The organism is Streptomyces sp. NPDC006372 (assembly GCF_040612515.1).
In the GTDB taxonomy this organism is placed as follows: Bacteria; Actinomycetota; Actinomycetes; order Streptomycetales; family Streptomycetaceae; genus Streptomyces.
The window spans coordinates 1-15,965 of record NZ_JBEXQJ010000013.1 but is presented as its reverse complement, the minus strand read 5'-3'; the positions used below and the strand labels follow the sequence as shown (position 1 = coordinate 15,965).

The 15,965-nt window shown below is 70.1% G+C and carries 17 protein-coding genes; 7 read left to right on the top strand and 10 right to left on the bottom strand.

Annotated elements, in window-relative coordinates; genetic code table 11:
* The 4 genes from ABZ016_RS20455 to ABZ016_RS20440 all read right to left on the bottom strand — a co-directional run bounded on the left by ABZ016_RS20455 (position 1) and on the right by ABZ016_RS20440 (position 5,277).
* Positions 1-1,605 (bottom strand): alpha/beta hydrolase, encoded by a 1,605-nt coding sequence (locus tag ABZ016_RS20455; protein ID WP_356918047.1) that lies wholly within the window; start codon positions 1,603-1,605, stop codon positions 1-3.
* Positions 1,606-1,833: 228 nt separating this feature from the next.
* Positions 1,834-3,363 (bottom strand): cellulase family glycosylhydrolase, encoded by a 1,530-nt coding sequence (locus ABZ016_RS20450; protein WP_356918046.1) that lies wholly within the window; start codon positions 3,361-3,363, stop codon positions 1,834-1,836.
* Positions 3,364-3,499: 136 nt separating this feature from the next.
* Positions 3,500-4,321: an ABC transporter permease gene (locus tag ABZ016_RS20445; RefSeq protein ID WP_356918045.1), complete on the bottom strand. Its 822-nt coding sequence runs from the start codon at positions 4,319-4,321 to the stop codon at positions 3,500-3,502.
* A complete protein-coding gene (locus tag ABZ016_RS20440; RefSeq protein ID WP_356918044.1) occupies positions 4,318-5,277 on the bottom strand; it encodes an ATP-binding cassette domain-containing protein in 960 nt (319 codons plus the stop codon). Before ABZ016_RS20440 ends, ABZ016_RS20445 begins: the two co-directional genes overlap by 4 nt.
* Before the next feature lie 112 nt (positions 5,278-5,389).
* On the opposite strand from ABZ016_RS20440, the gene ABZ016_RS20435 reads away from it, so the two are divergent.
* Positions 5,390-6,184: a TetR/AcrR family transcriptional regulator gene (locus ABZ016_RS20435; protein WP_356918043.1), complete on the top strand. Its 795-nt coding sequence runs from the start codon at positions 5,390-5,392 to the stop codon at positions 6,182-6,184.
* A gap of 37 nt (positions 6,185-6,221) precedes the next feature.
* Here ABZ016_RS20435 and ABZ016_RS20430 read toward each other — a convergent pair whose 3' ends face one another.
* Positions 6,222-7,199: a WD40 repeat domain-containing protein gene (locus ABZ016_RS20430; protein ID WP_356918042.1), complete on the bottom strand. Its 978-nt coding sequence runs from the start codon at positions 7,197-7,199 to the stop codon at positions 6,222-6,224.
* Between the two features lie 114 nt (positions 7,200-7,313).
* Between ABZ016_RS20430 and ABZ016_RS20425 the strand changes: the two genes are divergently transcribed.
* Positions 7,314-7,988: an SGNH/GDSL hydrolase family protein gene (locus tag ABZ016_RS20425; RefSeq protein ID WP_356918041.1), complete on the top strand. Its 675-nt coding sequence runs from the start codon at positions 7,314-7,316 to the stop codon at positions 7,986-7,988.
* Here the strand turns inward: ABZ016_RS20425 and ABZ016_RS20420 are convergent.
* Complete coding sequence (locus ABZ016_RS20420) at positions 7,976-8,734, bottom strand: aminoglycoside adenylyltransferase family protein (RefSeq protein WP_356918040.1); 759 nt, start codon at positions 8,732-8,734, stop codon at positions 7,976-7,978. The genes ABZ016_RS20425 and ABZ016_RS20420 overlap by 13 nt on opposite strands.
* A 48-nt stretch (positions 8,735-8,782) precedes the next feature.
* On the opposite strand from ABZ016_RS20420, the gene ABZ016_RS20415 reads away from it, so the two are divergent.
* Positions 8,783-9,775, top strand: coding sequence for an aldo/keto reductase (locus ABZ016_RS20415; RefSeq protein WP_356918039.1), 993 nt, complete (start codon positions 8,783-8,785; stop codon positions 9,773-9,775).
* A 190-nt stretch (positions 9,776-9,965) separates the two neighbouring features.
* Here the strand turns inward: ABZ016_RS20415 and thpR are convergent, their stop codons facing one another.
* A complete protein-coding gene (thpR, locus tag ABZ016_RS20410; RefSeq protein WP_356918038.1) occupies positions 9,966-10,538 on the bottom strand; it encodes an RNA 2',3'-cyclic phosphodiesterase in 573 nt (190 codons plus the stop codon).
* A gap of 25 nt (positions 10,539-10,563) precedes the next feature.
* Between thpR and ABZ016_RS20405 the strand changes: the two genes are divergently transcribed.
* A complete protein-coding gene (locus ABZ016_RS20405; protein WP_356918037.1) occupies positions 10,564-11,085 on the top strand; it encodes a GNAT family N-acetyltransferase in 522 nt (173 codons plus the stop codon).
* Positions 11,086-11,180: 95 nt separating this feature from the next.
* Complete coding sequence (locus tag ABZ016_RS20400) at positions 11,181-11,768, top strand: Uma2 family endonuclease (protein WP_356918036.1); 588 nt, start codon at positions 11,181-11,183, stop codon at positions 11,766-11,768.
* Positions 11,769-11,774: 6 nt separating this feature from the next.
* Here the strand turns inward: ABZ016_RS20400 and ABZ016_RS20395 are convergent, their stop codons facing one another.
* Both ABZ016_RS20395 and ABZ016_RS20390 read right to left on the bottom strand, forming a co-directional pair.
* Positions 11,775-13,136: an MFS transporter gene (locus tag ABZ016_RS20395; RefSeq protein ID WP_356918035.1), complete on the bottom strand. Its 1,362-nt coding sequence runs from the start codon at positions 13,134-13,136 to the stop codon at positions 11,775-11,777.
* A gap of 30 nt (positions 13,137-13,166) precedes the next feature.
* Complete coding sequence (locus ABZ016_RS20390; RefSeq protein WP_356918034.1) at positions 13,167-13,604, bottom strand: MarR family transcriptional regulator; 438 nt, start codon at positions 13,602-13,604, stop codon at positions 13,167-13,169.
* Between the two features lie 154 nt (positions 13,605-13,758).
* Between ABZ016_RS20390 and ABZ016_RS20385 the strand changes: the two genes are divergently transcribed.
* Positions 13,759-13,941, top strand: coding sequence for a ribbon-helix-helix protein, CopG family (locus ABZ016_RS20385; RefSeq protein ID WP_356918033.1), 183 nt, complete (start codon positions 13,759-13,761; stop codon positions 13,939-13,941).
* A gap of 13 nt (positions 13,942-13,954) precedes the next feature.
* Here ABZ016_RS20385 and ABZ016_RS20380 read toward each other — a convergent pair whose 3' ends face one another.
* Positions 13,955-15,406, bottom strand: coding sequence for an NCS2 family permease (locus ABZ016_RS20380; RefSeq protein WP_356918032.1), 1,452 nt, complete (start codon positions 15,404-15,406; stop codon positions 13,955-13,957).
* Between the two features lie 117 nt (positions 15,407-15,523).
* Here ABZ016_RS20380 and ABZ016_RS20375 point away from each other — a divergent pair, with 117 nt between their 5' ends.
* A complete protein-coding gene (locus ABZ016_RS20375) occupies positions 15,524-15,820 on the top strand; it encodes a DUF2530 domain-containing protein (protein WP_356918031.1) in 297 nt (98 codons plus the stop codon).
* The last annotated feature ends 145 nt before the right edge of the window (positions 15,821-15,965 follow it).

Genomic DNA, 15,965 nt, shown 5'->3' with positions numbered 1-15,965 from the left:
TCAGCGGCCGGACCCCAGGATCCCGGGCAGACCGGCACCGGCCGTCGCGGCCGTCGACTGCGTCGCGCTCGGCGTCTTCCGCGCCGTCGCCTGCGGCTTCGGGTCGGCGGTCTTCTTGCAGACCGCGTCGGCCACGCCGCTGCCGTGCGGGACCTTGCCGTTGGTCAGGTACGTGGCGAGGTGCTTGTCGAGGCAGGCGTTGCCGCTCAGCGTGATGCCGTGGTTGCCGCCGCCCTGCTCGACCACCAGGCTGGAGCCCTTCAGCAGCCGGTGCATGGTGACACCGCCCTCGTAGGGGGTGGCCGCGTCGTCCGTCGCCTGGAACAGCAGCACCGGCGGGAGCTTGGCATTGGAGACGTTCACCGGCTTCAGCGACTTCGTCGGCCAGAACGCGCACGGCGCGTTGTACCAGGCGTTGTTCCAGGCCATGAACGGAGCCTTCTCGTACACCGCCCAGTTGTCCTTGCGCCACTGCTTGAAGTCGCGCGGCCAGGACGCGTCACGGCACTGCACCGCGGTGTAGACGCTGTAGCCGTTGTCGCCGGAGGCGTCGATGGCGGCGATGTCGTCGTACGCCTTGACCAGCGCGGCGGTGTCGTGGTCGTTGACGTAGGCCGCGAACGTCTGCGCGAGGGTGGGCCAGTAGGCGTTGTTGTAGCCGCCGGGTATGAAGATGTCCTCCAGTTCGGAGGCGCCCACCTTGCCGCCCGCCGGCTTCTTGGCGAGGGCCGCCCGCATGGCGTACCACTTGGCCTCGATCGCGGCCGGGTTCTTGCCGAGCTTGTAGGTGGAGTCGTACTTGGCGATCCAGGCCATGAGCGCCTTGTGACGCTTGTCGAAGGCGTAGTCCTGCTGGAGGTTGTCGTCGTACCAGACGCCGGTCGGGTCGACGATCGAGTCCAGCACCAGGCGCCGGACCCGCTCGGGGAACAGCTTGGCGTAGACCGCGCCGAGGTAGGTGCCGTACGAGTAGCCGAAGTAGTTGATCTTCGATGCGCCGAGGGCCTTGCGGATCGAGTCCATGTCCTTCACGGCGCTGACCGTGTCGATGTACGGCAGGACGTCCTTGTACTTCTCGCCGCAGGCCTTGGCGAAGGACTTGGCCCGCGCGATGTTGGCCTTCTCCAGCGCCGGCGTGCTGGGCACGGAGTCGGGGCGCACCGGGTCGAAGTGGCCCGGCTTGCAGTCGAGGGCGGGCTGGCTCTTGCCCACTCCGCGCGGGTCGAAGCCGATGACGTCGTACTGTGCGGCGACCTCCTTGGGCAGCGAGGACGCGACGAACCCGGCCAGGGACAGGCCGCTGCCGCCGGGGCCGCCGGGGTTGACGAGCAGCGGGCCCTGGGACTTCGGCGCGGTGTGCGGCACGCGGGACAGCGCCAGCGTGATCTGCTTCCCCCGCGGCTTCGCGTAGTCGAGCGGCACCTTCACCGACGCGCACTGGAGCGTCGGGACGTCGTCCGTACCGCACTTCTTCCAGGTGAGCTTCGCGGCGGCGGTCAGGGCGGTGTTCGCGGAGTGCGACGCGCTGGCGCTGGCGGGGACGGCGGTGAGCGTCCCGGCCAGTACGACGGTCGCGCCGCACAGTACGGCTGCGCTTCTTCTCATGGAGTTCTCTCAGAACGGTGAGGGGGGTCAGGCCCGCGAGTGACGCGGGCCGTGCCGCATCGTTTCGGAAGAGCGCGCCACGCACGTACGTTTTCGACCAAGACTTGACCGAATCGAGTCATAGCCTGCTCTCAGACTCCCCTCAGACAGGGGGAGTTCCGGCAATACCGACAAAGCACTCCATGGGGGCGCCCGGCGAGCACCGGGCGCCCCCGCGTCACCCCGCGCTCAGGTCGCCGTACAACTCACACTCGGCGCGCCCCCGCCACCGGGCGCACCGCCGAAGCCGAAGCTCGCAGAACCCCCGACCGGCACGCTCCCGTTGTGCGCGGCGTTCACCGCCGTGACGGTCGCCCCGCTCTGGGTGTGCGACGCGTTCCACATGCTCGTGACCTTCTGGGACCCGCTCCACGTCCAGCTCACCTTCCAGGACTTCAGCGGAACGGCACTCGTGTTGGTCACCTTCACCTCGGCGTTGAAGCCGCCGCCCCATTCGCTGCTGACGGTGTACGCGGCGGTACAGGCGGCCGTGCCGCCGCCGGGGCCGCCCGGGTCACCCGGGTCGCCCGGACCGGGCCCGGAGCCGCCGCCTGTGAAGCCCGGCGCCTTCACGGCCGCCAGGTACCCGTCCTTCACCGTGTCCACGGTCTGCCAGTCGTCCTTCAGGATGCCGCCCGTGTCACCGGAGTTGGGGTTCCAGGACCAGAACGTCCACTGGAAGCTGTCGGCGCCGTACGTGGAGGTCGAGCGCAGGTACTTCACCAGCTCCGCCAGCCACTTCTGGTCCACCGCCGACTGGAGCGTCGTGCCGAACTCGCCGAGCCACACCGGCGCGATGTTCTGCTTGAAGACGTATCCCCAGTACTTGTCCCAGATCCCCGGCAGGTTGGACGGGAAGGCCGGGTCGCTGAACCACGGCTGCTGGGCCACCGACGTGGCGTAGTCATGGGCCGAGTAGACCAGCCGGCCCGGAACGTCCAGCTGGACCGGGTACTGGGCGACGCCCATCAGGTTGCCGCCCCACCAGCCGTTCGTGCCGTTGTACGACTGCACACCCTCGACCATGATCAGCAGCTCGGGGTTGGCGGACAGCACCGCGTTGCCCGCGCGCTGGGCGGCCAGCCGCCAGTCCCGGGCTGTGTCGCCGCAGCCCCAGCAGGCGGGGTCGTGGGGCTCGTTGTGCAGGTCGATGCCGACGACCGTGGAGTTGCCCTTGTAACGCGTCGCCAGAGCCTTGAGGTTGGTGATCCACGTCGACTCGGGGACCGACGCCGTGTACCAGAGCGCCGACTGGCCCGCCGCGTCCGGGCGGTGCCGGTCGAGGACGATCTTGAGTCCGGCCTGTCCGGCGTAGGCCACGATCCGGTCCAGGACCTGCAACGACGTCAGCCCGCGCAGGTCGGTGTTCTTGCCGTCGAAGTTGATGCTGTCGGGCATGGTGCCGGACTTGAGGATGTCGTCGCTGTAGGGCATCCGGATGGTGTTGTAGCCCAGCGACTTCATCTGGTCGATCATGCTCTTGTAGTCGCGGGCCCACAGGCCGTGGACGACGTGGCTGTCGGTCTCGAAGCCGAACCAGTTGATGCCGGCGATACGGACCGGCTGCCCGGCCGCGTCCAGGATCTGCCGGCCGCTGGTGTGCCAGTAGCCGCCGCCGGCGGCCTTCGTGCCCGCGTCGGCCTGTGCCGACTGCACACCGGCGAGCGGTAACAGGAGCGCCGCGGCAACACACAGCGCTCTGCGCAGAGTGCGGAACATGTGGCTGCTTCCTCTCGGGGGAGGCACGGCACCCGGAACTGAATGGGAGCGCTCCCATCATGCCGCGCACCTCCCAGAGAACTGACGCAACATGAGCACGTCAAGACTCCGGGAGGTGTCGCATCCACCAAGCCCCCTACCGGCTCAGCTTCTTGAACCGCCGCACCGCCAACGGCAGGAAGATCACCGTCAGGATCACCGGCCACACTCCGGCCATCAGCAGCGCGTGCTGCTCGACCCACGAGTCGCCACCGCCGACCGGCGTCCCGAACAGGTCGCGGGCGGCCGCCGCCGTGGAGGAGATCGGGTTCCAGGCCGCCACCCAGCCCAGCCAGTCGGGCATGAGCTGCGGGGCGACGAAGACGCTGGAGATCATCGTCAGCGGGAAGGCGACCGCGAACAGCCCGCCCGCGGCCTCCGGGTTGGGCACGAGCAGCCCGAGCCACACCCCGATCCAGATCAGCGCGAATCGCAGCCACAGCAGCAGCCCGAACGCGGCGAGGAAGTTGAAGCCCCCGTCCGGCCGCCAGCCCATGGCCAGCGCGGTGAGCATCATGATCGCCAACTCGGCGCAGGCGACGATCAGATCGGTGACCCCGCGCCCGGCCACCACGGCGGAGGAGGCCATGGGCATGGAACGGAAGCGGTCGATGACACCCTTGGTGGAGTCGTAGACCACGACGGTCGCGGTGTTCATGAAGCCGAACGCCATCGTCATCACGAACATCCCGGGCATCAGGAAGTCCTTGTAGTCCCCGCCGCCCGGCACCTTCATCGCGCTGCCGAAGACATAGCCGTAGAGCAGCACGGAGAGGATCGGGAAGCCCAGCTGCCAGGCGATGTTGGCGGGCTGGCGCTGGTAGTGGGTCAGGCCGCGGCGGACGATGTTCCAGCAGTCCGCGAGCAGCCAGTACGTGCGGCCGCGCGCGGCGGGGCCGGTCAGGTCGACGGCGCTCATGCGGTGGGCTCCTTCTCGGTCCGGTGTCCGGTCAGGCGCAGGAACACGTCGTCGAGGCTGGGCCTGCGCAGCCCGATGTCCTCGACGCGGACGCCCTCGTCCTTCAGGGTCCGCGCCACGTCGGTGAGTGCCGTGACCCGGTCGGCGACCGGGGCGTGCACCCGCAACTCGGTCTCGTCGGACTCGGGTTCGCCGTCCGCGACCCGGGCGACCACCTTCACCACCCGCGGGATCTCGGCCCGCTCGGCGACCACCACTTCGATCCGGTCGCCGCCGACCAGGTTCTTCAGACCGTCCGGGGTGTCGTCGGCGATGGCCCTCCCCTGGTCGATGACGGTGATGTGCGAGGCGAGCCGGTCGGCCTCCTCCAGGTACTGCGTGGTCAGCAGCACGGTGGTGCCGCCCGCCACCAACGCCCGTACGGAGTCCCAGACCTCGCCACGGCTGCGGGGGTCGAGACCGGTCGTCGGCTCGTCGAGGAAGAGGACCGCGGGGGCGAGGATCATCGACGCGGCGAGGTCGAGGCGGCGCCGCATGCCGCCGCTGTACTTGCCGACGCCCCGGTCGGCGGCGTCGGTGAGGTCGAACTGCTCCAGCAGTTCGGCGGCCCGCAGCCGGGCCCGCCTGCCGCCCAGGTGGAACAGGCGGCCGAACATCTCCAGGTTCTGGCGGCCGGTGAGCACCTCGTCCACCGCCGCGTACTGCCCGGTCAGCCCGATCTGGGCCCGCACCTCGCGCGGCTGCCGGGCCACGTCGAGACCGGCGACCGTCGCCCGGCCCCCGTCCAGCCTGATCAGGGTGGACAGGATACGGACGGCGGTGGTCTTGCCCGCCCCGTTCGGCCCGAGCAGACCGTGCACCGTGCCCTCGCGCACCTCCAGGTCGAAACCGTCGAGGGCGTGTTTCTCGCCGTACCGCTTCTCCATCGCCTCCGCCCGCACCGCGTATCCGTCCATGCTGCCCCTCCCGTGTGCCCGTGCCCTCTGCCGGCACCGAACTGAGTACAGCGTACTCGATTACGCGTACGTCGTACTCAGTTTTTTGGACGCGGGACCTAAGCTGGGCTCCATGACGAGCGGCACGAGCGGTACGAGTGGCAGCGGCGGTACCGAGACCAGCGGCAGCGGCGACATCGCCCGCACCCTCGAACTGCTGTGGGACACCGGCCGGCGGCCCAGCCGGGGCCCCAAACCGACCCTCACCCTGGACCGGATCGTGGAAGCGGCCGTCCAGGTGGCGGACGCGGAGGGCCTGGAGGGGCTGTCCATGCGCCGCGTGGCCGCGGAACTCGGCACCGGCACCATGTCGCTGTACCGGTACGTCCCCGGCAAGGGCGAACTGCTCGACCTCATGCTGGACCGGGTGCAGCACCGCTCCGACGACCCGGCCGACCTCGGCGACGGCGGCTGGCGCGCCGCTCTGGAGGCGCTGGGCCGCTCGACCCTCGCCCTCTACCGCAGCCACCCCTGGCTGCTCCAGGTCAACCAGTCCCGGCCGGTCCTCGGCCCGGGTGCCCTCGACGGCATGGAGAAGGTCCTCACCCGGATCCGCCCGATGGGCCTGACCGACCCCGAACTGCTCTCCGCGATCATCATGATCGACGGGTATGTCGTCGGGGCCGCCCGCACGCAGCTGTACGAGCGGGAGGCGGAGCGCCGGACGGGCCTGACGGACGCCGAGTTCTGGCAGGCGCAGGTGCCGCACCTGGAGAAGGCCATGGCCTCGGGCCGCTACCCGGTCATGGCGTCGCTCTCCGAGGACACCTTCGGTCCCGACTTCGACCACTTCGAGTTCGGGCTGCAGCGGATCCTGGACGGACTGGAGGTGCTCGTGGCGCGACGCCGCCGCGAGTCAGCCCCGTGAACAGCCCATGAGCAGCTTCTGAGCAACCCTCTGCCCGCTACCTCCGGCGGCGCAGCCCGCGCAGACCGAGCAGGGCGACGCAGGCGACGGCCACGGCGATGGCGCCGGTCTTGAGGTTGCCGCTCAGCCCGTCGCCGCTGTCGCCGCCGTCCCGGGCGGCCGAACTCCCGCTGCCGGACGACGCGTTCCCGCCGCCCCCGGGCGCGTCCTGCCCTTCCACGGAGCTGTCGGCTCCCTCCGCGCCGTACATGAGCCGCTTGCCGTCGGCGGTGTAGGTGACGGACTCGCCCTGCCCGAGGAACGGCACACCGAGCCGCTGCTTGCGCTTGATCTTCCCGCCGTTCCAGTCGTACGCGATCGCGCCGAAGTAACTGCGGACGACGAGGTGTTCGCCGTCCGGGGAGAGCGTGGCGTCGGTGGCCTCCAGGTCGGGGACGGCCGCGACGGGCTCGAAGACGTTGGTCCCGGAGGCGGAGAGCTCGGCCGGCCCCTCGTAGAGGTGTCCGCCCTTCTCGTTCTTGTCGACGATGTAGACACGGCCGGTCTTCGGGTGCACGACGAGGGACTCGGCGTCGCGGGCCCCGTCGGAGTACTTCACGACGTACTGCGTGGCCCGGATCGTCTGGTCCTTCAGCGTCTTGGGCTCGGGCAGTTCGTAGATCCACACGTGGGGCCAGCTGCCGCCGAGGTTGTCCCCGATGTCGCCGACGTAGATCCGGTTGTCCGGCCCGATGGAGATGGCCTCGACGTCCCGGGGCGTGCCGATGCCGGTGAGGGTGAGGCGGGCGACGGTCTCGCCGGTCCTGCTGTCGACGGCGTAGATGTAGGGCCCGTCGTCACTGTCGTTGTGCGTCCAGTAGATGCCGGGGTGGAGGCGGGAGGCGGCCAGTCCGCTGGACTCCGTGATGCGCGGGTCCTTGATGGTGAAGTCCTCGTCGGCGTCTGCGGCGGAGGCGGGCACGGCGAAGGCGCCCACGAGGAGGGCCCCGGCGAGGAGGGCGAAGGGTCTGCGCATGCCCCAAGACTGCCATCCCGCTCGGCGGTTCAGCGGGCAGAGCACGAACGGCCGGGCACCGCGCGTGGCCCGACTCACACCCCACCCGGCGTGGTGATCCAGGATGATGAGCGGATGCTCAGGTTCATGCCCGTCGGTGACTCCATGACGATCGGAAGCGCGGGCGAACACACGTGGCGCTACCGGCTGTGGCAGCACCTGTCCCGGTCCTGCGGCGGCCCCTGCACCCTCGTCGGTCCGCGCGAGACGCTGTACGACAAGCTCACCGAGGCCCCGGAGTCGTACGCCTACGCCGAACCTGACTTCCCGCGTGGCCATCTGGCCGGCTGGGGCGAGGGCTGGCTGCACATGGCGCCGCTGATCGGCGAGGCGGTGCGGTCGTGCCGCGCGGACGTCCTCCTGGTCTCCCTCGGCCTCATCGACCTGGGCTTCTACACGAACGCCGAGCAGACCGCCGACAACGTCCGGGCCTTCACGGCCGAGGCGCGGGCGGCGAACCGGCGGGTGCGGATGGTGTGGCTGCCGGTGATCCCGAACGTACGGGCCGAGACGGACGCCCCCTTCGCCGGCGAGGTCGCCCGCTTCAACGAACTGCTGGCGAAGACGGCCGCCGACCTCGACGAGCCCGGCTCCCCCATCCTCCTCGCCTCGCTCCCGTCGTCGTACGCCGTCGACATCGACACCTACGACGGCACCCACCCCAGCGCGAGCGGCGAGCACAAGATCGCGGCGGCGTTCGCGGAGGCGATGTACCAGGCCTGGGACCTGGCCGAGCCCTACGCCGAGTAACTCCCGTTGATCATCCGGGCCAGGAACTCCGCGCAGGCCCGGGGCGCCAGGCCGTCCCAGCGCTCTTCCTCCTCCCCCAGGTAGACGGCCCGGGCGTGGGCCAGGGCGGGCCGGTGCCCGGCGGGCAGCCGTCCGATCGCCCACTCGGCGGCGGCGTCCTTCGACCGGATGCTCCCGGTGTCGAGCGTGGTCCACACCCGGGCGAGGGTGAGCAGCACGTTGCGCGTGTCGGTCTCCACCTCCGCCATGAGCTCCGGCACGCCGGCGACGATGGCCCGCCGCAGGTCGGCGACCGGCACGGGGTCGAGCAGTTCGGCGGGCCGGGGGCCGTACAACGGGGCGTCGGCGAGCAGGACCATCGTGAGGACGGGGGCGAGATCGGGGTTGGGCCCGGGCGCCGGGGTGGCCCCGCGCACGAACTCCTCGCGCAGCCACTCCCCGTAGAGGAACTCGCAGGCGGGCGGGTACCGCCAGGGCCGTATGTCGTCCTGCACGACCAGGGTCATCTCGACAGGCCGCCGCCCCTCCCCCAGCCCCGACACCTTGAGCAACTCCTCGACGAGGCGACGGCGTTGCCCGTGCGTCGTGTGCTCGCGCACCACCGCCAGCACGTCCACGTCACTGTGCGGGCGCAGGCCGCCGAGGGTGGCGGAGCCGTGGAGACAGACTCCGAGGAGGGAGTCGCCGAGGGTGGTGACCAGGAGCTGGACGAGGTGCTCGGTGTCGGGCTGTTCGGTCATGTCCATGGAGATACCGCTTGCCTGGAGCGCACTTCAAGACGTTGGCTGGGCAGCATGAAGTACACGCAGCTCGGACGCACGGGACTCAAGGTCAGCCGGCTCGTCCTCGGCACCATGAACTTCGGCCCGCAGACCGACGAGGCCGACAGCCACGCCATCATGGACGCGGCTCTGGACGCGGGCATCAACTTCTTCGACACGGCCAACGTCTACGGGTGGGGCGAGAACAAGGGCCGCACCGAGAGCATCATCGGCAACTGGTTCGCCAAGGGCGAGGGACGGCGCGACAAGGTCGTGCTCGCCACGAAGGTGTACGGGAACATGGGCGCCGACGGCCCGGCCTGGCCCAACCACGACAAGCTCTCCGCCGTCAACATCCGGCGCGCCGTCGACGCGTCGCTGAAGCGGCTCCAGACCGACCACATCGACGTCTACCAGTTCCACCACATCGACCGGGACACCCCCTTCGACGAGATCTGGCAGGCGATCGACGTCCTGGTCCAGCAGGGCAAGATCCTCTACGTCGGGTCGTCGAACTTCCCCGGCTACAAGATCGCCCAGGCCAACGAGATCGCCGCCCGGCGCGGCGGAACCATCGGGCTGGTCAGCGAGCAGTGCCTGTACAACCTCGCCGAGCGGCGCGCGGAGATGGAGGTCATCCCGGCCGCCCAGGACTACGGGCTCGGCGTGATCCCCTGGTCGCCGCTGCACGGGGGTCTGCTGGGCGGTGTGCTCAAGAAGGAGGTCGAGGGCAAGCGCCGCGCCTCCGGCCGCGCGGCCGACGCGCTCGCCGATCCCGGGACCCGCGCGCAGATCCAGTCCTACGAGGACCTGCTCGACAAGCACGGCATCGAGCCCGGCGAGGCCGCGCTGGCGTGGCTGCTCACCCGTCCCGGCGTGACCGGCCCGATCGTCGGCCCCCGCACCGCCGACCAGCTCGCCTCCGCCGTCCGCGCCTCCGAGCTGGAACTCCCCGAGGACCTCCTGACCGGCCTGGACGAGATCTTCCCGGGTCCGGGCCCGTCGCCGGAGGCCTTCGCCTGGTGAACGCCCCGTAAGGGGCGCGGGGAACTGCGCGACAAGCCCCCACCGGCCCGCGGCCGGAAAGCAGCCGTCCGCAGTTCCCCGGCCGCCGCCCTACCTCCCGAGCACGGAAGCCAAGGCGACAACAAGAAACATCAGCACAAGCACACCGGCCATGATCCGGTTCCGGGTTTTCGGGTCCACGCCACCGAGCCTAACCGGCCCCGCCGAGCCCCCAACGCCCGACCGCCTCGTACCGGGGCTGCTCCCCCGCAACCCCCGAGGTCGGCAGCCTGCTCCGCACCAGCGCCAGCTCGTCCACCGTCCAGGCCCGCCCGGCGAACGCGTCGAGAGCGTCCAGGTAGGCCCGCACGCTCCCCGACTCCCGCCGACGGGCCAAGGTCAGATGGGCCTTGTACCGCCGGTGCTCCCCCATCGGCACCCCCGCCTTCCGCGCCGCCGCCTCCGCCCGCTCGGCGAGCAGCCGCAGGGTCGCCAGGTCCCCCTCGGCCCCGGCCCACAACGCCTTGCCCCGCCCGAACTGACCGCCCCCACGAAGGGCCAGCGAAAACGGCTCGGTACGGTGCGCGGCGCGCTCCAGCCGGGCCGACAGCTCGGGCACGAGGGACTCGTCGACCTCACCGTAGAAGGCCAGCGTGAAGTGCCAGCCGGGGCGGCCGGTCCAGCGCATGCCGTCGGCGCCGGGCAGCGCGCGCAACGCGTCGACCACGACGCCGAGCTCCCGGCGCACCTCGTCAGGGGGCAGCACGGCGGCGAAGAGTCTCATGGGTCCAGCCTGGCACCATGAGCCCATGCGGATCACCATCCGGGACGGCGGGCCCGACGACATCCCCGCGATACTCGGCATGCTCGACAGCTGTGTGGAGTGGCTGGTCGCCCAGGGGCGCACGGGGCAGTGGGGGACGAAGCCGCTGTCACAGAGCCCCAAGACGGTGGAGTCGGTCCGCCGGTACATGGCGGAGGGCAGCGTGTTCATGGCCGACGCCGACCGTGTCCCGGCCGCCACCCTCACCCTCACCGACTCGCCCGGCGCCTGTCTGTCCCACCTCTCACCACCCGGCGAACCCGAGCGCTACATCCACTGGCTGGCCTCCGACCGCCGCTTCAAGGGGCACGGCGTGGGCAGCGCGCTCCTCGCACACGCCGCCGAGGAGACCCGTCGGGCCGGGGTGGGCCTGCTCCGGGTGGACTGCTACGCCGGCGACGACGGCAAGCTCGTCCGCTACTACGAGGCCAACGGCTTCACCCGCACCGAGGCCTTCACGCTCGGCGAGAACGACTGGCCGGGGCAGTTGCTGGCGCGGCGGGTGTAGACGGCCTCCAGGTCCGGGCGTGCCCCGGTCGCCCTGCGTCTCGTTGTACCGCGCGGCCGGATCCATCCACGGTGCGGCCGGGGAGGAGCGCCACTATGAGTGCCCTTGACGACAGGATCGACATGGCCGACAGCAGCGGCGAACTCACCCTCGACATGATGTTCGACTGGGTGGAGACGATGCCCGTCCCCGAGGGGTACAAGGTCGAGATCGTCGGGGGGAACATCTTCACGGCGCCTCAGCGGGACACCCACTGGGACATCATCGCGGACCTCATCGAACAGCTGCGCGCCAAGCATCCGCGCAACCGCGTGAAGTCCGACGTCCGCGTCGACTACCCGGGCCACCTCAACGGCTTCGCCTCCGACGTGACCGTGATGGCGGAGGGCGCGGCGAAAAACGCCAAGGGGTTGTGGCGCTACGAGGACGTCGAGTTCGTCGCCGAGGTGATCTCCAGGAAGACCGCGGCGAACGACTACGGTCCGAAGAAGGACGCCTACGCCGAAGCCGGCGTGCCGGTGTACCTGATCGTGGACCCGTACACCGGCCGCTGGCACCTGCACACCAAGCCCAAGGACGGCGAGTACCGGGGCGAGCTGAGTCTCGACTTCGGGGACGAGATCGACCTGACCGGCACCGTGGTCGGCCTCGTCCTCAGGACCGGCGAGTTCCCCCGCGACTGAGCCGGGCTACGCCGCCGGAGCCAGTGCCTCCTGCTCCCGGGGAACGAACCGCACCCGCGGGTGGCCGCCGTGCCAGCCGACCGACAGGCGGAGGTTGCCGACCCGGGCCAGGATCAGGCCGATGACCGCCGCGGCGACCGCCGCCACCGCCCCGCCGGTCGCCAGGCCGACCCGCGCGCCGTACGTGTCGGTGATCCAGCCGACGATCGGGGCGCCGACCGGGGAGCCACCGAGGAAGACCATCATGTAGAGGGCCATGACGCGGCCGCGCATGGCCGGGTCCGTGGACATCTGGATGCTGGTGTTCGTCGTGACGTTGACCGTCATGCCGAACAGACCCAGCGGGACCATGAGCAGCGCGAACATCCACAGCGTCGGGGTCGTGGCCGCCAGGATCTCCAGGGTGCCGAAGGCCATGGCCGCCAGGATCAGCAGACGCAGCCGGGCCGTGCCCCGCCGCGCCGCGAGCAGCGCGCCCACCACCGAGCCGACCGCCATCAGCGTGTTGAACATGCTGTACGCGCCCGCGCCCGCGTGGAACACGTCGTCCGCGAAGGCCGAGAGGTAGACCGGGAAGTTGAAGGCGAACGTGCCGACGAAGCCGACCAGGACGATCGGCCAGATCAGCTCGGGCCGGCCGGTGACATAGCGCACGCCCTCCCGCAGCTGCCCCTTGCCGCGCGGGGCTCGCTCGACGACGTGCAGGTCGCGGGCCCGCATCAGCAGCAGGCCGGTGAGCGGCGCGACGAAGGACAGGCCGTTGAAGAGGAAGGCCCAGCCGGTGCCGACGCCGGTGATCAGCAGGCCCGCGACGGCGGGGCCGACCAGGCGGGCGGACTGGAAGTTGGCGGAGTTCAGGCTGACCGCGTTCTGCAGCTGCCCGGGGCCGACCAGTTCGGAGACGAAGGACTGCCGGGCCGGGTTGTCGACGACCGTGGCGAGACCGACGGCGAAGGCCGCGACGTACACGTGCCACACCTGGACCTGGCCGGTGAGGGTCAGGACGGCGAGCGCGATCGCGGTGACGCCCATCGCCGACTGCGTCACGAGCAGCGTGGGCCGCTTGCGCAGCCGGTCGACGAGGACGCCGCCGTAGAGGCCGAAGAGCAGCATCGGCAGGAACTGCAGCGCGGTCGTGATGCCGACGGCGGCGGAGGAGCCGGTGAGGCTGAGCACCAGCCAGTCCTGGGCGATGCGCTGCATCCAGGTGCCGATGTTGGAGACGACCTGTCCCATGAAGAACAGGCGGTAGTTCCTGACCTTCAGGGAGGAGAACATCGAGGACTTGCGCGGGAGCGTGTCGGAGGTGGGCGGGGAGTCGTGGGGATCAGGTGCGGGGGCGGAAGCTGCTCCGGGTCCCGTACTCAAAAGGGTTCGCCTCCTTGCGACGACTACGGCTTACAGATGCGCGAGCTTCTCCAGCACGGGGGCGGCGGCGCGGAGTTTCGCCCACTCGTCCTCGTCGAGGTTCTCCACCAGCGCGGCCAGGAACGCGTTCCGCTTGGCGCGGCTCTCCTCGAGCATGACCTCGGCCCGCTCGGTGCGCGTCACGACCTTCTGGCGCCGGTCCTCGGGGTGCGGCTCCAGACGGACCAGTCCCTTGGACTCCAGCAGCGCCACGATGCGGGTCATCGACGGCGGCTGGACATGCTCCTTGCGAGCGAGCTCACCCGGTGTGGCGCTGCCGCACAGGGAGAGGGTGCCGAGCACCGACATCTCGGTGGGGCTGAGCGACTCGTCGACCCGCTGGTGCTTGAGCCGACGGGACAGCCGCATCACGGCGGATCGGAGGGAGTTCACGGCGGCTACATCGTCGCCATGGTTGAGGTCCGGCATGTTCTTTAGAGTAACTCATTACTCAAACTAAAGACCAACCCGGGACGCACAGAACACCCGTGACGTCGGCCACTGAACCGTGACACCACTCGTATGGGTGATCCGGTGGTGAACGGGACACACCGCACGACGGGATGCCGCGACCCTCGTGGTCATGGGGACCAGCGTGCTCAGCCTGCGCATAGACCACGATCTGCTCGAACGGCTCCGGCATCACGCCGCCAAAAGCGGAACGAGCGTCCAGGACTACGTCGTCCGGACGCTCGTTCGAGATGACTTCGACCAACGGTTCCAGGCCGCCGTCGAGGAGACGGAGAGGTTCTACGGCGTCACCTGACGGGCCCGGCGTCTCACGTGAGACCCAGTGCCGGCATCAGGTAGTAGAAGGCGAACACCGCCGCCACCGCGTACATCGCCGCCGGAACCTCCCGGCCCCGCCCGGCCGCCAGGCGCAGCACCACGAAGGTGACGAAGCCCATGCCGATGCCGTTGGTGATCGAGTACGTGAACGGCATCATCAGCATCGTCACGAACGCCGGGATGGCGATCGTGTGGTCCGCCCAGTCGATCTCCTTGACCGCGCCGGCCATGATCAGGAAGCCGACCGCGAGCAGGGCCGGGGTGGCCGCCTGGGAGGGCACCATCGTGGCGACCGGTGTCAGGAAGAGGGCGACGGCGAAGAGCCCGCCGGTGACCACGTTCGCGAGGCCGGTGCGGGCCCCCTCGCCGACGCCCGCCGTGGACTCGACGAAGGCGGTGGTGGCGGAGGAGGAGCTGGCACCACCGGCGGCGACGGCGAGTCCGTCGACGAACAGCACCTTGTTGATGCCGGGCATCTGGCCCTGCGCGTCGGTCAGCTTCGCCTCGTCGGAGACGCCCATGATCGTGCCCATCGCGTCGAAGAAGCACGACAGCAGCACGGTGAAGACGAAGAGCACACCGGTCAGCACACCGACCTTGCCGAAGCCGCCGAACAGACTGACCTGGCCGACCAGGCCGAAGTCGGGGCTGGCCACCGGGTTGCCGGGCCACTTCGGGGTGGTGAGACCCCAGCTCGGCACCTTGGCGACCGCCTCGATGGCCACGGCGACGACGGTCATGGCGACGATCGAGATCAGGATCGCGCCGGACACCTTGCGCACGATGAGGGCGAGGGTGAGCAGCACGCCCAGGACGAAGACCAGGACCGGCCAGCCGTTGAGGTGACCGTCGCCGCCGAGCTGGAGCGGGACGGTGGTGTGGGCGGCGTCCGGGATCCGGGAGACGAAGCCGGAGTCGACGAGGCCGATCAGCATGATGAACAGGCCGATGCCGATGGAGATGGCCTTGCGCAGCCCGTAGGGGACGGCGTTCATCACGCGCTCGCGCAGCCCGGTGGCGACCAGCAGCATGACCACCACACCGGCGAGGACCACCATGCCCATCGCGTCCGGCCAGGACATGCGCGGGGCCAGCTGGAGGGCGACGACGGAGTTCACGCCGAGACCGGCGGCCAGCGCGATGGGCACGTTGCCGATGACACCCATGAGGAGCGTGGTGAGCGCGGCGGTGAGGGCCGTCGCGGTGACCAGCTGCCCGTTGTCGAGCTGGTGGCCGTACATGTCCTTCGCGCTGCCGAGGATGATCGGGTTCAGCACGATGATGTAGGCCATCGCGAAGAAGGTGGCGAGGCCGCCCCGGACCTCGCGGGACAGGGTGCTGCCCCGCTCGGAGATACGGAAGAAGCGGTCGAGTGCGCCGTACGTGGGCCCGGCTCCCCCTCGTTCAGGGGCGGGGACCTTGGCGGGAGCCGAGGACGACATGTGTTTGGTGTTTCCTACGAAGAGAAGTGGTCAGACACAAACCGTTTCAGTATGAACATATAAACTCCCAATCGGCTATCTCCGCGCGTAGACCTGATCGCCTCGTAAGCTGTCCCCATGGCGAAATGGACCCCCAGACACGAGGCGCCGGAGCCCCTGGAGGGCCCCGTGGTCGCCACGATCACCGGCGGCACGATCCTCTGGTTCGTCCTCTTCCTGGTCCAGCTCCCCTTCTACGGCTGGTTCGACGACCACGGCCACACCTGGTGGCTGTGGACCTGCCTGGCCGGGGGCGGGCTCGGCTTCATCGGCATCTGGTACGTCCGCAGGCGCGACGCCGCGATCAAACGCGCCGCCGCCACCCAGGACCCGACGGCAACTGACCCGACCCGCTCAACCCCCTCGGCCCAGTAAGCCGATAGGCGGCCCGCCACCGCGCGCCCGCAGCCGCGTACGCACGGAAGGGGACGTGTCGGGGGGTGTCCGCCCGCAGCGGTTGGCGCGTCAACGCCAGTGAGTCGGTGTGACACCCCATCGCGCCGTTCCGAGGACGGACACC

What these genes read in the sequence shown, in the direction of transcription:
- thpR (WP_356918038.1), bottom strand. Translation starts at nt 10,538, where the DNA reads ATGAGACTCTTCGCCGCCGTGCTGCCCCCTGACGAGGTGCGCCGGGAG.
- ABZ016_RS20420 (WP_356918040.1), bottom strand. Translation starts at nt 8,734, where the DNA reads ATGGACATGACCGAACAGCCCGACACCGAGCACCTCGTCCAGCTCCTG.
- ABZ016_RS20440 (WP_356918044.1), bottom strand. Translation starts at nt 5,277, where the DNA reads ATGGACGGATACGCGGTGCGGGCGGAGGCGATGGAGAAGCGGTACGGC.
- ABZ016_RS20400 (WP_356918036.1), top strand. Translation starts at nt 11,181, where the DNA reads ATGAGTGCCCTTGACGACAGGATCGACATGGCCGACAGCAGCGGCGAA.
- ABZ016_RS20380 (WP_356918032.1), bottom strand. Translation starts at nt 15,406, where the DNA reads ATGTCGTCCTCGGCTCCCGCCAAGGTCCCCGCCCCTGAACGAGGGGGA.
- ABZ016_RS20450 (WP_356918046.1), bottom strand. Translation starts at nt 3,363, where the DNA reads ATGTTCCGCACTCTGCGCAGAGCGCTGTGTGTTGCCGCGGCGCTCCTG.
- ABZ016_RS20445 (WP_356918045.1), bottom strand. Translation starts at nt 4,321, where the DNA reads ATGAGCGCCGTCGACCTGACCGGCCCCGCCGCGCGCGGCCGCACGTAC.
- ABZ016_RS20390 (WP_356918034.1), bottom strand. Translation starts at nt 13,604, where the DNA reads ATGCCGGACCTCAACCATGGCGACGATGTAGCCGCCGTGAACTCCCTC.
- ABZ016_RS20435 (WP_356918043.1), top strand. Translation starts at nt 5,390, where the DNA reads ATGACGAGCGGCACGAGCGGTACGAGTGGCAGCGGCGGTACCGAGACC.
- ABZ016_RS20415 (WP_356918039.1), top strand. Translation starts at nt 8,783, where the DNA reads ATGAAGTACACGCAGCTCGGACGCACGGGACTCAAGGTCAGCCGGCTC.
- ABZ016_RS20405 (WP_356918037.1), top strand. Translation starts at nt 10,564, where the DNA reads ATGCGGATCACCATCCGGGACGGCGGGCCCGACGACATCCCCGCGATA.
- ABZ016_RS20385 (WP_356918033.1), top strand. Translation starts at nt 13,759, where the DNA reads ATGGGGACCAGCGTGCTCAGCCTGCGCATAGACCACGATCTGCTCGAA.
- ABZ016_RS20425 (WP_356918041.1), top strand. Translation starts at nt 7,314, where the DNA reads ATGCTCAGGTTCATGCCCGTCGGTGACTCCATGACGATCGGAAGCGCG.
- ABZ016_RS20430 (WP_356918042.1), bottom strand. Translation starts at nt 7,199, where the DNA reads ATGCGCAGACCCTTCGCCCTCCTCGCCGGGGCCCTCCTCGTGGGCGCC.
- ABZ016_RS20455 (WP_356918047.1), bottom strand. Translation starts at nt 1,605, where the DNA reads ATGAGAAGAAGCGCAGCCGTACTGTGCGGCGCGACCGTCGTACTGGCC.
- ABZ016_RS20375 (WP_356918031.1), top strand. Translation starts at nt 15,524, where the DNA reads ATGGCGAAATGGACCCCCAGACACGAGGCGCCGGAGCCCCTGGAGGGC.